Below are 13,555 nucleotides of genomic sequence, written 5' to 3'. Positions count from 1 at the left end.
AAACGCTCGGCTGGGAAACCCCAGCCGAGCGCCTGTCTAAACTGCTCGCGGCCTGAACAACCGACCACGTGTTGCAACGACCCCTCGAATTCGCCGTCGCCCGCCGGGGCTCTCGCCTGTCCCCCGCGACTCCACCTCCGCGACCAGGCATTTCCGCCCTCCATCACGGAACCGCCCCCTATGAACACGCTGTATACACGCTATGTATAGTCCTTCTCTGTCGCACACCGTGCGCCGTGTCCAGCTGTTCAGCAACGGAGGAGTGACCCGCCTTGTCCATGAAGACGAAGTCGATCGGTACGGGGTTGGCCGCCGCCCTTGTGACGGCGCTCACCCTCACGCTGAGCGGGTGCTCCATGCAGACCACGGCTCCCGCCTCGGCACGCGGCGACGCCGGCTCCGACGCCAAGGGCTCCTTCGGCCCGGTGGACTGTCGCAAGGCGAAGTGCATAGCGCTGACCTTCGACGCGGGACCGGGCGAGGACACCCCGCGCCTGCTGGACATACTCAAGGAGAAGAAGGTGCACGCGACCTTCTTCCTGCTGGGCAAGAACCACGTCAAGAAGCACCCCGACACCGTGCGCAGGATCGCCGCCGAGGGACACGAGGTGGCCAACCACACCTGGACGCACCAGGTCCTGACGGACCGCGAGCCGGCCGACATACGCGCCGAGCTGAAGAAGACTCAGGACGCGATAGCGGAGATAACCGGCAAGAAGCCGCGCCTGATGCGCCCGCCGCAGGGCCGCACCGACGACACCGTCTCGGACATCAGCAAGGACCTGGGGCTCTCCCAGATCCTGTGGAGCGCCACGGCGAAGGACTACTCCACGACCGACTCGGCGCTGATCAAGAAGCGCATCCTGGACCAGGCGAGCAAGGACGGCGTCATCCTGCTGCACGACATCTACAAGGGCACGGTGCCCGCGGTGCCGGGCATCATCGACGAGCTGAAGAAGCAGGGCTACACCTTCGTCACCGTCCCGCAGCTGATGGCACCCGCCGAGCCGGTCCCGGGGACCATCTACCGCCCCTGAGCAGGGATCGGTGAAGCGGCAGGGCCCCGGCGCGCGATGCGCCGGGGGCCCTGCCATGCGATGGAACCGCGACGTGCACGGTGTCGCGGACGCGGAACGGCCCGCCCACCCGTTGCCGGGGAGGCGGGCCGTCCGTACCGGTCGCGTACGCGGTGCCACGTCCGTCACGCCGTGGCGATCACGCCGCGGCCGGGATCCTCTCCTCGGGCCTGGCCGCGGCGGCCGGGGCGAGGGCGATCTCCAGGACCTGGCGGACATCGGTCACCGGGTGGACCTCCAGCGTGTCCAGGACCTCGGCGGGGACGTCGTCCAGGTCGGCCTCGTTCCGCTTCGGAATCACCACGGTGGTGATCCCGGCGCGGTGCGCGGCCAGCAGCTTCTGCTTCAGGCCGCCGATCGGCAGCACCCGGCCGGTCAGCGAGACCTCACCGGTCATCGCCACGTCCGTACGGACCAGCCGCCCGGAGAGCAGCGAGGCCAGCGCCGTCGTCATGGTGATGCCGGCGCTCGGGCCGTCCTTCGGGACCGCGCCCGCCGGGAAGTGGATGTGCACGCCGCGGTCCTTCAGGTCCGCGACCGGCAGCTCCAGCTCCGCGCCGTGCGACCGCAGGAAGCTCAGCGCGATCTGCGCGGACTCCTTCATGACGTCGCCGAGCTGGCCGGTGAGGGTCAGTCCGGACGCCCCGGTCTCCGGGTCGGCCAGCGACGCCTCCACGAACAGCACGTCGCCGCCCGCGCCGGTCACCGCGAGTCCGGTGGCCACGCCGGGCACCGAGGTACGGCGCTCGGCCGGGTCCTGGGCGGACTCGGGCACATGGTGCGGCCGCCCGATCAGAGCGCGCAGATCCGCCTCGGTGACCGTGAACGGCAGCTCCCGGTCGCCCAGTTCGTGCTGGGCCGCGACCTTGCGGAGCAGCCGGGCGACGGCCCGTTCCAGGTTCCGTACGCCCGCCTCGCGGGTGTACTCGCCGGCCAGCTTGCGCAGCGCGGACTCGTCGAGCGTCACCTCGTCCTTCTCCAGACCGGCCCGCTCCAGCTGGCGCGGGAGCAGGTGGTCCCGGGCGATGACGACCTTCTCGTCCTCGGTGTAGCCGTCGAGCCTGACCAGCTCCATGCGGTCGAGCAGGGCCTCGGGGATGGCTTCGAGCACATTGGCCGTGGCCAGGAAGACGACGTCGCTGAGGTCGAGTTCGACCTCCAGGTAGTGGTCGCGGAAGGTGTGGTTCTGCGCCGGGTCGAGGACTTCGAGGAGGGCGGCGGCCGGGTCGCCCCGGAAGTCGGATCCCACCTTGTCGATCTCGTCGAGCAGGACGACCGGGTTCATCGAGCCGGCCTCCTTGATGGCCCGCACGACGCGTCCCGGCAGGGCGCCCACGTACGTACGCCGGTGGCCCCGGATCTCCGCCTCATCGCGCACACCGCCGAGGGCGACGCGGACGAACTTGCGGCCCATGGCGTGCGCGACGGACTCACCGAGCGAGGTCTTGCCCACGCCCGGAGGCCCCACCAGCGCCAGCACGGCACCGCCGCGTCGCCCGCCGACCACGCCGAGCCCCCGGTCGGAGCGCCGCTTGCGGACGGCCAGGTACTCGGTGATGCGCTCCTTCACGTCCTGGAGCCCCGCGTGCTCGGCGTCGAGCACCTGCTGCGCGCCCCGGATGTCGTACGCGTCCTCGGTCCGTTCGTTCCACGGCAGTTCGAGGACGGTGTCGAGCCAGGTCCTGATCCAGGAGCCCTCCGGGCTCTGGTCGGAGGAGCGCTCCAGCTTGTCGACCTCCTTGAGCGCGGCCTCGCGGACATGCTCAGGAAGGTCGGCGGCCTCGACGCGGGCCCGGTAGTCGTCGGACTCGTCTGCGCCGGAACCAGTCCCACCGTTGAGATCGGAGAGCTCCTTGCGGACGGCTTCGAGCTGGCGCCGCAGCAGGAATTCACGCTGCTGCTTGTCGACGCCCTCCTGGACGTCCTTGGCGATGGACTCGGCGACGTCCTGCTCGGCGAGGTGTTCGCCGAGCCACTGGATGGCGAGCTTGAGCCGGGCGACCGGGTCCGTGGTCTCCAGGAGCTGCACCTTCTGGGCGGTGGTGAGGAAGGGCGAGTATCCGGAATTGTCGGCGAGCGCGGAGATGTCCTCGATCTGCTGGACCCGGTCCACGACCTGCCAGGCGCCGCGCTTCTTCAGCCAGCTGGTGGCGAGCGCCTTGTACTCCTTGACCAGCTCGGCCGCGGCTCCGGGGAGCGGATCGGGGACGATCGCGTCGACCCGGGATCCCTCCACCCAGAGTGCCCCGCCCGGCCCACTGGTCCCGGCCCCGATCCGCACCCGGCCCCGGCCGCGGATGAGCGCGCCCGGATCCCCGTCCGAAAGCCGTCCGACCTGCTCGACGGTGCCGATGACACCGGTACCGGTGTACGTACCGTCGATTCTCGGCACCAGAAGCACCTCGGGCTTGCCGCCACCGTCACGGGCCGCGGCCTGCGCGGCCTCCACGGCAGCACGTACATCGGTGTCGGACAGGTCCAGCGGCACCACCATCCCGGGCAGCACGACCTCGTCGTCGAGCGGCAGCACGGGCAGGGCGAGCGGAGTGACCGCATTGGAATCGGTAGCCATGATCTCCCCTTCAGCAGTCAAGTTGAGCTATGCAGACTCAATGCTCCTGAGCCATCCATTGTTCCCGGGGCGGTGTTCGCTGTGAGCGATCGCCTGGGCCGGGCGAGTGTCGGCCGTACGCTGGAATTTCACGCGCGAAGGGCAGGAGACCGAGGTGGCCGGGACGACGACGGTGCCGCAGGTCATGGCCGAGCTCGCCGAGCTCGATGACCCGAAGGCGCGCAAGGTGAACGAGAAGCGCGGCGACGATCACGGGGTGAACCTCGGCAAGCTGCGCGCGCTCGCGAAGCGGCTCGGGACTCAGCAGGAGCTCGCGGGCGGCCTCTGGGCGACGGGCGACACCGCGGCGAGGCTCCTGGCGATCCTGGTCTGCCGCCCGAAGGCGTTCGGGCGCGAGGAGCTGGACGCCATGGTGCGCGAGGCGCGCGCCCCCAAGGTGCACGACTGGCTCGTCAACTACGCGGTGAAGAAGAGCCCGCACGCCGAGGAGCTGCGACTGGCCTGGGCCGCCGACCCGGATCCGGTGGTCGCGAGTGCCGGCTGGGCGCTGACCACCGAGCGGGTGGCGAAGAAGCCCGAGGGTCTCGACATCGCGGGGTTGCTCGATGTCGTCGAGGCGGAGATGAAGGACGCCCCGGACCGTCTGCAGTGGGCGATGAACCACTGTCTGGCGCAGATCGGGATCGAGCACGCCGAGTACCGCGCCCGCGCGATCGGCATCGGCGAGCGCCTGGAAGTGCTCAAGGACTACCCGACTCCCCCGAACTGCACGTCCCCGTTCGCTCCGGTCTGGATCGCCGAGCTGGTACGCAGACGACAGGAGCAGGAGAGCTGAGGGGGTGCTCCGTGACCCTCGGCGGGCCCGAAAATCGTTCGGCCCGCCGCACAGGTGCGGGCACAGTGCTCCCATGAACGACGACAACGGTGACCGGGGGCTGAACGAGGACGGGACGATCCGGCGGGAGGGTTCGCTGAGCCTGGTGCCCGCGGCGTTCGCCCCCGTGGTGGCGGCGGCCCGGTCCCGGATCACCGGGGCGTTCGACGGCAGGCGGCTGCACAGCGCGTACGTCTACGGCAGCATTCCGCGCGGCACGGCCGTTCCCGGTGTCTCCGATCTGGATCTGCTGCTGGTTCTGCGTACCCGGCCGACCGGGGCCGACGAGGCCGCGGCCCGTGCCGTCGAAGCCGCTCTGGCCGCCGACTTCGGGCAGATCGACGGTGCCGGTGCCCTCCTCACCAGTACCGACACCGTCACCAGCGAGCTCGAACGGCACGACCTCGGCTTCTTCCTCGCCTGTCTCTGCACCCCGCTGCTGGGCGAGGACCTCGCCGGGCGGCTGCCGCGCTACCGCCCGACCCCGCTGCTCGCCCGCGAGACCAACGGGGACCTGGTGCTGGCTCTGCCTCGCTGGCGGCGCAGGGCCGCCGAGGCGGCCACGGACGCCGAACGCCGCAGCCTCTGCCGCGGGGCCGCCCGCCGGATCGTCCGGTCCGGGTTCACCCTGGTGATGCCGCAGTGGCGGGGCTGGACCAGCGACCTGGCCGAGTCCGCCGAGGTGTTCGCCCGCTACTACCCGGGCCACCCGGAGCGGATCGAACAGATGCGGCTGGCCGCCCGCGTCGGCCGCAGCCCCTGTGCCGACCCGGCCGTCCTCACCACGCTCATCGAGGACCTCGCGCCCTGGCTGGCGGCCGAGTACCTCGCGGTGCACGGCGGGAAGGCACCGCGCCCCTGATCGCCTCGCCCCGCTCCGCCACACCCCGGCTCACCTCGTCCTGGCCGCGCCGGCCCGGCGCAGCAGCGGCCGGCAGGACACGCCGAGCAGCAGCGCCAGCGGATGGCCCCAGTCGGTGAGCGGGTTGCTCAGCTCGACCAGGTCGCTCGCCAGCATCACGCCCAGTCCGCCGAGCACCAGCGTCCGGACCAGCGGGGTGAACAGCCCGGTGAGCGCGCCCACGCTCGCCATCAGCCCGAAGCTGATGCCGTAGTCGAGGCGGTGCAGCGACGACTCCGGCAGATGCCCGACGACCACGGAGATCCCGACCGGGATCTCCGTGGCGAGCGTCGCCACGACATGGCCGAGCACGAACACGACGGCGGTCCGCCGTCCTCCGACGCGGCGTTCCAGCGCGGTCAGTACGAGCGCGAGAACGAAGACCACCGGGGAGCCGAGCCCGCCGACGGCCCGCAGGGCGCTGGCGGTCAGGACGAGCAGCGGGGTCTCGCCGAGGTGCGCGACGTCCGTGCTCGATTCGCGCAGCGCGGCGGCGACGGTGGCGGGGTCGGCGAACTCCATGAAGAGGGACGTACCGATCAGCACCAGCAGATACCCGGAGGTGAACGGGGTACCGGTGGGTGTCGGCAGCAGCCGCAGCCATCGGCGGGCCCCGCTGTCCGGAGGAGGGGACGGCGGCGGGGCGGCCGGGCCGGGCTGGCGCGGGACGGCGTCGAGCAGCGGAGCCGCGAAGGATTCTTCGCGGACCGCCCGGTCCGTACGCTGATGCACCGCGCGAGGCCCCTTCCCATGACAAGCCCCCCCGAAGCAACGTCCTGCCCTCTGTGATCATCCCGCGTGCCGTCCATGGCGTGAGCCACACACGCCGCCCGTGAACCGGTCGGGGCGCGTCGCCCGATAGAAGAGGTGTGAAGCTGTTGCGCCCCTCGGGGGAGGACCCGGACGACGACGCTCTGCTGCGTGCCGTCGCGAAGGGCGATACGCAGGCCCTGGCGACGCTCTACGACCGGCACGCCGGCTGGCTGCTGGCCAGGCTGAGCAGACGGTGCGCGGATGCCGAGACCGTACGGGAGGTCCTCCAGGACACCTTCGTGACGGTCTGGCGCTCCGCCGCCTCGCACCGCGGGGCCAGGGTCGGCGGCTGGCTGTGGGTGATCGCCTCGCGCCGGCTGGTGGACGCCCAGCGGGCCCGTGCCCGTACCGATCTCGCCGACCGGGCGGAGCGGACCGGGAGCAACGAGTGGACGGCCACCGCGCCGTCCGCCGAGGAGCGGGTGCTCGCGGGGCTGGAGTACGGGGATGTGGGCGCCGCGCTCGACCGGATCTCGCCCGAGCTGCGCGAGGTCCTGCGCGCCACCGTCATCGACGGGCTGACGACCCGCGAGACGGCGCGGCTCCTCGGCATACCCGAGGGCACGGTCAAGACCCGGGCGATGCGGGCCAGACGCGAACTGCGGGCCGCGCTTGAGCTGCCGGCCCCGGCGGCCCGGCCGCTGGGAGGAACGGCATGACCACGATGGGAGGTGACGGCATGCCCCACTGGCACGTGAGCGAGGAGCTGGCCGGGCGGTACGCCGCCGGTTCGGTGCCGGAGACGGTCGCCTGGTCCGTGGAGAAGCACGTGGAGGCGTGCGGGGGGTGCGCGGCCCGGCTCTCGGCGGCGGTACGGGCGCGGCCGGAGGCGGGGGCGGCACTGGCCGCGGTACGCGCGGGGGTGCTGGCCGCGGTGGCGGCGGAAGGGGTCTCGGTGGAAGAGGTCCCGGCGGAAGGGGCGTCCGCAGGGGAGCCCGCCCGCGGAGCCCGGTTGCGTTTCCCCGGGGCCGCCACCCGCGCCGGGCGGCTGCTGTGGGCCGCCGGGCCCGCGCTGCGCGGCCCGTGGCTGCTGGCGCTGGTGCTGGTGGCCGTCGGGGCCGTCGCGCTGGCGTACGGGGCGGGGGGCGGGGCCGGTGAGGCCGTCCGCCCGCTGCTCCTCGTCGTCGCGCCGGTGCTGCCGCTCGCCGGGGTGGCCCTCTCCTACGGCCGGCACGCGGACCCGATGCACGAGATCACCGCCGCCACCCCGTCCGGCGGGGTGCGGCTGCTGCTGACCAGGACCGCCGCGGTGCTCGCCGTGAGCATCCCGGCGCTCACCCTCGCCGGGGCGGCGCTGCCGGCGTCCGCCGGGCGGCCCGGCGCGGCGGCCTGGCTGCTGCCCGGACTCGCGATGACGCTGGCGGCGCTCGCCCTCGGTTCGTACGTCGGCTGCCGCACCGGCGCCACGTCCGTCGCCGTGGCCTGGGCGGCCGCCGTCGTCCTGCCCGCCTTCGCCGCGTCGCCCCCGGCCTCCGTCGCCGCGGCGGCCTCGGCCGCCCGGTACTTCGCGGGCCCCGCCGCTCAGGCCGGCTGGGCGGCGGGCGCGCTGGTGTGCGCCGCACTGCTCGCCGTACGCCGTAGATCCTTCGACCATCTGGAGACGTTGTGAGCGTGAACGCATGAGCGGCACCGAGGCCGTGAACACGGTCGAGGCCAGGGCACTGACCGTCCGGCACCGCAGGACGACCGCGCTCGACGCCGTCGACCTGGACTTCACGCCCGGTGTGCACGGGCTGCTCGGGCCGAACGGGGCGGGCAAGACCTCGCTGATCCGGGTGCTCGCCACCGTCGCCGCGCCTTCCGGCGGCCGGGTGGAGCTGCTCGGCAGCGAGGTCGGCGCCGGGTCGGACCACCGCAGCCGGGCGGCGGTCCGGCGCAGGCTCGGTTATCTGCCGCAGGAGTTCGGCTACTACCCGGGCTTCACGGTCCGCGAGTTCGTCTCGTACGTGGCCTGGCTCAAGGAGATGGACGCGGCGGCGGTCCCGGAGGCGGTGGAACGCGCGGTGGACCGGGTGGGGCTGACGGGCCGGATCGACGCCCGGGTGAAGACCCTGTCGGGCGGCATGGTGCGGCGCGTCGGCATCGCCCAGGCGATCGTCAACGATCCGGACCTGCTGCTGCTCGACGAGCCGACCGCCGGCCTGGACCCGGAGCAGCGGGTCGAATTCCGGGCGCTGATACGGGAGCTGGGCCGCACCACCACCGTGATCGTCTCGACCCATCTGGTCGAGGACGTCGCCGCCGCCTGCACCGATGTCACGCTGATCGAGGCGGGCCGGATCGCGTACCGGGGCACGACCCGGGCACTGACGGAGCTCGGCGACGCCGGGGACGGCGGAGCGGAGCGGCCGGACGGAAACCCGATCGAGCGCGGCTACACCGCTGCGCTGCGGGCGCACCGGGCGGCGGTGGCGAACCGATGACTGCCTCCGTCGCGCCGAGGAAGACCGCGCCCGGAAAGCCCCCGGCCCGCACCGCCCTGCGCATCGAACTCCGGCGCGGGATCGCCCCCTGGACGGGTCTCGCCGTCGCCGTCACCCTCCTCGTCCCGCTCTGGAGCAAGGCGGCCCAGTGGCAGGGCAGCTGGGGCGAGACCCAGTCCCAGCTGCACTCGGCGGCGGCGCTGCTCGGCGGCCCGCTCGTCGCCGCGGCCGCCTGCTGGCAGGGCGGCCGGGAGCACCGCCGGCGCACCGCCGAACTGCTGCTCTCGGTGGCGCGCAGCCGGTTGGCGCAGGTGACGACGGCCGCGACGCCGATCGTGCTGTGGGCGGCAGCCGGGTACCTGCTCGCGCTGGCCGTGGTGTTCGCGGCGACGGCTCCGTACACCGGGGCGGGCGGCCCGTCCCTCTCGGTCGCCGTCACGGATCTCGGCCTCCTGCTGTCCATCGGCTTCGTCGGCTTCGTGGCCGGGCGGCTGGTGCGGTGGCGGCTGGCCGCCCCGGTGCTCGCGGTCGTGCTGTACCTGCTCCTGGGGGCGCCGGGCTACATGGAGGCGAAGGCCCGGTTCCTGAGCCCCGGCGAGCAGTACACGCTGTCGTGGTCGGTCCCGGTGTGGTGGTTCGCGCCGGTCCTGCTGGCCTGGACGGGCGGCATCGCCGCCACCGTGCTGCTCGCGTACGCGGCCCGGCGGCGCCTGCCTGCCGTCCTGCCGCTCGCGCTGGCGGTCGCGGCCGGAGCGGTGATCGTGCACACGGGCGCCGACCTCTTCCGCGACGCCCCGACCGCGACGCGCAAGGTCTGCTCGGCACCGGAACCGGGCGTGCCCCAGCTCTGCGTGAAGGCGCCCGACGCCCCGGCGCTGCCCAGCGTGTCCGCCGCCCTGGCCGGCATGTTCTCGCGCCTGGAGGGAGTACCGGGCGCACCGGTCAGGTACGTGGACTCCTCGTTCGACCCGAAGAACGGCGAAGCCGCTCTCGGCTCGGCGACGCGCGGCCGGGGACTCACCCGGAACAAGCTGACCGACCCCGGGGCATACGCTTCCGACACCGCCCTGACCCTGGTCAACCGCGACTGTCCGGACGGCATGGAGACGAGCGACCGCAAGGCTGCCGACCGGGTGGGGTTCACGGACGACGCCGTACGCACCTGGCTGGCCGACGACGACTCCACATGGGACCCGGAGGCCCGCCCCCTCGTCGCCCGCCTCGATGCCATGCCCGAAGCCGACCGCAGAGCCTGGCTCGGCCGCTTCCTGGCCACGCTGGAGAGCTGCACGCCCGCGGAGGTGCCCGCCCTGTGAGCGCTCAGCCTGCCCGCGCCGCTCTCCCCCTCCTCTACATCCGCTCCCGCGCCCTTCCCCTCACCGCCGCCACCCTGACGTGCATCACGCTCGTCGCGGCATGGGCCGCCCACTGGCTGCAGAGCCGGCCGTACTTCGACCACACCGCCCGCGTCCCGGTCGTCGTGCTGGCCCCGCTGCTCGCCTCCGCCGCGATCGGCACCAGCCTGCACTCGCACAGCGACGAGCTGGACCGGGCCGCCGTGGGCCGGTGGTGGCCGCGCCGGCTGCTGCATCTGCTGGCGCTGACCGCCGTGACGGCGGGGGCGCTCGCGGCAGCCGTCCCGGGGCACCCGGAGGAGTTCGGCGTACCGGCCATGGTGCGCAACGTGCTCGGTGCGACGGGGGTGGCCACGGCCTCCGTCGCGCTGCTCGGTGCCCGGCTGAGCTGGCTGCCGATGACGGTCTACGGCGGCGCCGTCTATCTGGCGGCGCCGCGCACCCCGGGCGGCGCGGCGGCGGTGTGGGCCTGGCCCATGCAGCCGGGCCCACAGGGTGCGGCGTGGGCGGTGGCCGTGGCGGCGTACGTGGCCGGGGCGGCGCTCCTCGCGGTGCGCGGCGCACGCCCGGAGCGCGGGTAACCGCCGTCGCCCTACCGGCACTCGGGGCGGATCCGGCAATCCACTGGCCCCGGGCCGCGCCGACCGGACAGGATGGCGGGGAACCCGCCCGCCGTCACCGGAGACCCGCGCCATGCCCGACACGTACCACTCCGACACCCTCGCCCCCGTCACGCTCGACCGCCGCGAAGGCCCGTACGGCGAGGTCGTGCTGCGGGGGCGGGGTGACGACTTCGAGATCATCGCCAACGGGTGTTTCCTGATGGACACTTCGGACGGGCGCTCCGAGCGGCTGCTGATCGACGCGGCGCTGGCCGCGCTGCCGGCCGGCCGGACCGCTCCGTCGGTGCTCATCGGCGGTCTCGGCGTCGGTTTCTCGCTCGTCCGGGCCGCCACCGAGCCGAGGTGGGGGCGGATCGTCGTGGCCGAGCGGGAGCGGGCGATCGTGGACTGGCATCTTCAGGGGCCGCTGGCCGCTGTCTCCGGTGCGGCGCTCGCCGATCCGCGGACCGGGATCCTGACGACGGATCTCGTCGAGTATCTGCGTACGACTACGGAACGTTACGACGCCCTGTGTCTCGACATCGACAACGGGCCGGACTGGACCGTCACCGAGGACAACACGAGCCTGTACTCCCCCGCCGGTCTGGCGGACTGCCGGGAGCGGCTGACGCCGGGCGGCGTTCTCGCAGTGTGGTCCGCACAGCCGTCCGCCGACTTCGAACAGGCCCTACGGAATGCCGGATTCGAGGGGGTAAGAACCGAAGAGGTAAGCGTTGCCCGAGGTGTGCCCGACGTGGTGCATCTCGCACTTCGGACAGACTGAGACCCCCCACCGGGTATCCCCGGCCCCCGGAAGTCCGGGGGCCAAGTGCCACAAGACCGACACTCCGCCACCTCTTCGCGTCCGAGGCGTTACACCCTGCGTAGCCGAGAGGAGTCCGCTGCCTTTACGCTGCTGACCGGTAACGGGATCACCGACGAAATCCACAAGCGAAGACCGTGCGTCCGGGGGAATGGCCCCCGCGAGAACGGGCAGGGGCGGGGCGATGGAACAGACACACACCACCCACAACGGTGTCGCGGCCACCCCGGGCGCGCAGCGCCGGGTGCTGGTGGTCGAGGACGACGCCACGATCGTCGATGCCATTTCCGCCCGGCTGCGGGCGGAGGGCTTTCTGGTGCAGACGGCACTCGACGGTCCCGCGGCGGTGGACGCGGCCGAGGCGTGGCAGCCCGATCTGATGGTGCTCGACATCATGCTTCCCGGCTTCGACGGCCTGGAGGTCTGCCGCCGTGTGCAGGCCCAGCGGCCGGTGCCGGTGCTGATGCTGACCGCCAGGGACGACGAGACGGACATGCTGGTCGGCCTCGGGGTCGGCGCCGACGACTACATGACCAAGCCGTTCTCGATGCGCGAGCTGGCGGCCCGGGTCCATGTCCTGCTGCGCCGGGTCGAGCGCGCGGCGCTGGCCGCGGTGACGCCGCGCAGCGGGATACTGCGCCTCGGTGAGCTGGAGATCGATCACGCGCAGCGCCGGGTCCGGGTCCGCGCCGACGACGTCCACCTCACGCCGACCGAGTTCGACCTGCTGGTCTGTCTGGCCAATACGCCGCGGGCGGTGCTCTCCCGGGAGCAGCTGCTGGCAGAGGTCTGGGACTGGGCGGACGCCTCCGGGACCCGTACGGTCGACAGCCACATCAAGGCGCTGCGCCGGAAGATCGGCGCGGAGCGGATCCGTACCGTGCACGGTGTCGGTTACGCCCTGGAGACGCCGGCTCCATGACCCGGCCCGGTTCCGGACTGCGTCCCTTCTCGGTCAAGGCCAAGATGAGCACGCTCGTCGTGGTCTCGGTGTTCATCACCACCGGGCTGCTGATGGTGGCCGTGCGCACCAGGACCGAGCTGCGGTTCATCACGGTGTTCTCGGTGATCGCGACCCTGCTCATAACCCAGTTCGTGGCGCACGGTCTGACCTCGCCGCTGGACGAGATGACCACGGTGGCCCGGTCCATATCGCACGGCGACTACACCAGACGGGTGAGCGGCGCCGACCGGCGCGACGAACTCGGCGACCTGGCCCAGACGATCAACCGCATGGCGGACGATCTGGAGGCCGTGGACCGGCACCGCAAGGAGCTGGTCGCCAATGTCTCGCACGAGCTGCGAACACCCATCGCGGCGCTGAGAGCCGTGCTGGAGAACGTCGTGGACGGGGTGTCCACCGCCGATCCCGAGACGATGCGCACGGCGCTCAAGCAGACCGAGCGGCTCGGCAGGCTGGTGGAGACGCTGCTGGACCTGTCCCGGCTGGACAACGGGGTGGTCACGCTCAAGGCCCGCCGTTTCGAGGTGTGGCCGTATCTGTCGGGCGTACTGAAGGAGGCGAATCTCGCCGCCGGGCACCGCCGGCTGCCGTCCGGTTCCGGGAACCACACCCGCAAGGACGTCCATCTGCACCTGGACGTGTCGCCGCCGGAGCTGACCGCGCACGCGGACGCGGAACGGCTGCACCAGGTGGTGGCCAATCTGATCGACAACGCCGTCAAGCACAGCCCGCCGCACGGCCGGGTCACCGTGCTGGCCCGGCGCGGGGCCGCCCCGGAGTCCCTGACGCTCGAAGTCATGGACGAGGGACCCGGCATTCCGGAGTCCGAGCGACACCGGGTCTTCGAGCGCTTCAACCGCGGCGAGGTGCCCTCCCCGCACGGTCCGGGCAGCGACGGCGGTACCGGCCTCGGGCTGGCGATCGCCCGCTGGGCGGTGGATCTGCACGGCGGACGCATCGGCGTGGCCGAATCCGTTCGCGGCTGCCGCATTCAGGTCACTCTTCCGGGGATCCCTCAGCAGCGAGGTTGACATAGGGTTCGAACCGGAAGGGCACGTTCTACGTGTTCCGTTCAAGGGGTGCGGTCCATGGGGCCGTAGCCGCGGTCTCACGTACCCAAAAAGCAGCGGAACCGTGCTTGTTTCCCGCCAA

General features: G+C 72.5%; 13 protein-coding genes. 11 read left to right on the top strand and 2 right to left on the bottom strand.

Going from position 1 to position 13,555, the window contains the following annotated elements; all coding sequences use genetic code 11:
- Positions 1-278: 278 nt before the first annotated feature.
- A complete protein-coding gene (locus ACIRJP_RS15880) occupies positions 279-1,037 on the top strand; it encodes a polysaccharide deacetylase family protein (RefSeq protein WP_404173455.1) in 759 nt (252 codons plus the stop codon).
- Positions 1,038-1,215: 178 nt separating this feature from the next.
- Here the strand turns inward: ACIRJP_RS15880 and lon are convergent, their stop codons facing one another.
- Positions 1,216-3,648 (bottom strand): endopeptidase La, encoded by a 2,433-nt coding sequence (lon, locus tag ACIRJP_RS15875; RefSeq protein WP_404173420.1) that lies wholly within the window; start codon positions 3,646-3,648, stop codon positions 1,216-1,218.
- Positions 3,649-3,832: 184 nt separating this feature from the next.
- Here lon and ACIRJP_RS15870 point away from each other — a divergent pair, with 184 nt between their 5' ends.
- Together ACIRJP_RS15870 and ACIRJP_RS15865 are read left to right on the top strand one after the other, a co-directional pair.
- Positions 3,833-4,483, top strand: a complete 651-nt coding sequence (locus tag ACIRJP_RS15870; protein WP_404173452.1) for a DNA alkylation repair protein — start codon at positions 3,833-3,835, stop codon at positions 4,481-4,483.
- Between the two features lie 73 nt (positions 4,484-4,556).
- Positions 4,557-5,384 carry a nucleotidyltransferase gene (locus ACIRJP_RS15865; protein ID WP_404173417.1) on the top strand — a complete coding sequence of 276 codons (828 nt, stop codon included), beginning with the start codon at positions 4,557-4,559 and terminating at the stop codon, positions 5,382-5,384.
- 30 nt (positions 5,385-5,414) lie between these two features.
- Here the strand turns inward: ACIRJP_RS15865 and ACIRJP_RS15860 are convergent, their stop codons facing one another.
- The gene (locus ACIRJP_RS15860; protein ID WP_404173414.1) at positions 5,415-6,155 is read right to left on the bottom strand and encodes a rhomboid-like protein; all 741 of its coding nucleotides are present in this window, start codon (positions 6,153-6,155) and stop codon (positions 5,415-5,417) included.
- Between the two features lie 137 nt (positions 6,156-6,292).
- Here ACIRJP_RS15860 and ACIRJP_RS15855 point away from each other — a divergent pair, with 137 nt between their 5' ends.
- The 8 genes from ACIRJP_RS15855 to ACIRJP_RS15820 all read left to right on the top strand — a co-directional run bounded on the left by ACIRJP_RS15855 (position 6,293) and on the right by ACIRJP_RS15820 (position 13,434).
- Positions 6,293-6,895, top strand: a complete 603-nt coding sequence (locus tag ACIRJP_RS15855) for an RNA polymerase sigma factor (RefSeq protein WP_404173411.1) — start codon at positions 6,293-6,295, stop codon at positions 6,893-6,895.
- Positions 6,892-7,845: a zf-HC2 domain-containing protein gene (locus tag ACIRJP_RS15850; RefSeq protein WP_404173407.1), complete on the top strand. Its 954-nt coding sequence runs from the start codon at positions 6,892-6,894 to the stop codon at positions 7,843-7,845. The genes ACIRJP_RS15855 and ACIRJP_RS15850 overlap by 4 nt, the downstream gene beginning before the upstream one ends.
- Before the next feature lie 10 nt (positions 7,846-7,855).
- Entirely contained in the window at positions 7,856-8,659 is an 804-nt protein-coding gene (locus tag ACIRJP_RS15845) for an ABC transporter ATP-binding protein (protein ID WP_404173404.1), read from the top strand.
- The gene (locus ACIRJP_RS15840) at positions 8,656-9,975 is read left to right on the top strand and encodes a hypothetical protein (protein WP_404173401.1); all 1,320 of its coding nucleotides are present in this window, start codon (positions 8,656-8,658) and stop codon (positions 9,973-9,975) included. Before ACIRJP_RS15845 ends, ACIRJP_RS15840 begins: the two co-directional genes overlap by 4 nt.
- The gene (locus ACIRJP_RS15835) at positions 9,972-10,595 is read left to right on the top strand and encodes a hypothetical protein (protein ID WP_404173398.1); all 624 of its coding nucleotides are present in this window, start codon (positions 9,972-9,974) and stop codon (positions 10,593-10,595) included. Before ACIRJP_RS15840 ends, ACIRJP_RS15835 begins: the two co-directional genes overlap by 4 nt.
- A 112-nt stretch (positions 10,596-10,707) precedes the next feature.
- Positions 10,708-11,400 (top strand): spermidine synthase, encoded by a 693-nt coding sequence (locus ACIRJP_RS15830; protein WP_404173395.1) that lies wholly within the window; start codon positions 10,708-10,710, stop codon positions 11,398-11,400.
- A gap of 223 nt (positions 11,401-11,623) precedes the next feature.
- Positions 11,624-12,361: a response regulator transcription factor gene (locus ACIRJP_RS15825; RefSeq protein ID WP_014154105.1), complete on the top strand. Its 738-nt coding sequence runs from the start codon at positions 11,624-11,626 to the stop codon at positions 12,359-12,361.
- Positions 12,358-13,434 (top strand): HAMP domain-containing sensor histidine kinase, encoded by a 1,077-nt coding sequence (locus ACIRJP_RS15820; protein WP_266729743.1) that lies wholly within the window; start codon positions 12,358-12,360, stop codon positions 13,432-13,434. Before ACIRJP_RS15825 ends, ACIRJP_RS15820 begins: the two co-directional genes overlap by 4 nt.
- The last annotated feature ends 121 nt before the right edge of the window (positions 13,435-13,555 follow it).

Origin of the sequence: Streptomyces sp. NPDC102437 (genome assembly GCF_044765565.1) — a bacterium.
In the GTDB taxonomy this organism is placed as follows: domain Bacteria; phylum Actinomycetota; class Actinomycetes; order Streptomycetales; family Streptomycetaceae; genus Streptomyces.
Note: the sequence above shows the minus strand (reverse complement) of the source record. Positions and strands in the feature narration are given on the sequence as shown.

Coding starts and splice junctions, on each gene's coding strand:
- lon (WP_404173420.1), bottom strand. CDS start 3,648: ATGGCTACCGATTCCAATGCGGTCACTCCGCTCGCCCTGCCCGTGCTG.
- ACIRJP_RS15870 (WP_404173452.1), top strand. CDS start 3,833: ATGGCCGAGCTCGCCGAGCTCGATGACCCGAAGGCGCGCAAGGTGAAC.
- ACIRJP_RS15880 (WP_404173455.1), top strand. CDS start 279: ATGAAGACGAAGTCGATCGGTACGGGGTTGGCCGCCGCCCTTGTGACG.
- ACIRJP_RS15825 (WP_014154105.1), top strand. CDS start 11,624: ATGGAACAGACACACACCACCCACAACGGTGTCGCGGCCACCCCGGGC.
- ACIRJP_RS15850 (WP_404173407.1), top strand. CDS start 6,892: ATGACCACGATGGGAGGTGACGGCATGCCCCACTGGCACGTGAGCGAG.
- ACIRJP_RS15840 (WP_404173401.1), top strand. CDS start 8,656: ATGACTGCCTCCGTCGCGCCGAGGAAGACCGCGCCCGGAAAGCCCCCG.
- ACIRJP_RS15845 (WP_404173404.1), top strand. CDS start 7,856: ATGAGCGGCACCGAGGCCGTGAACACGGTCGAGGCCAGGGCACTGACC.
- ACIRJP_RS15820 (WP_266729743.1), top strand. CDS start 12,358: ATGACCCGGCCCGGTTCCGGACTGCGTCCCTTCTCGGTCAAGGCCAAG.
- ACIRJP_RS15830 (WP_404173395.1), top strand. CDS start 10,708: ATGCCCGACACGTACCACTCCGACACCCTCGCCCCCGTCACGCTCGAC.
- ACIRJP_RS15865 (WP_404173417.1), top strand. CDS start 4,557: ATGAACGACGACAACGGTGACCGGGGGCTGAACGAGGACGGGACGATC.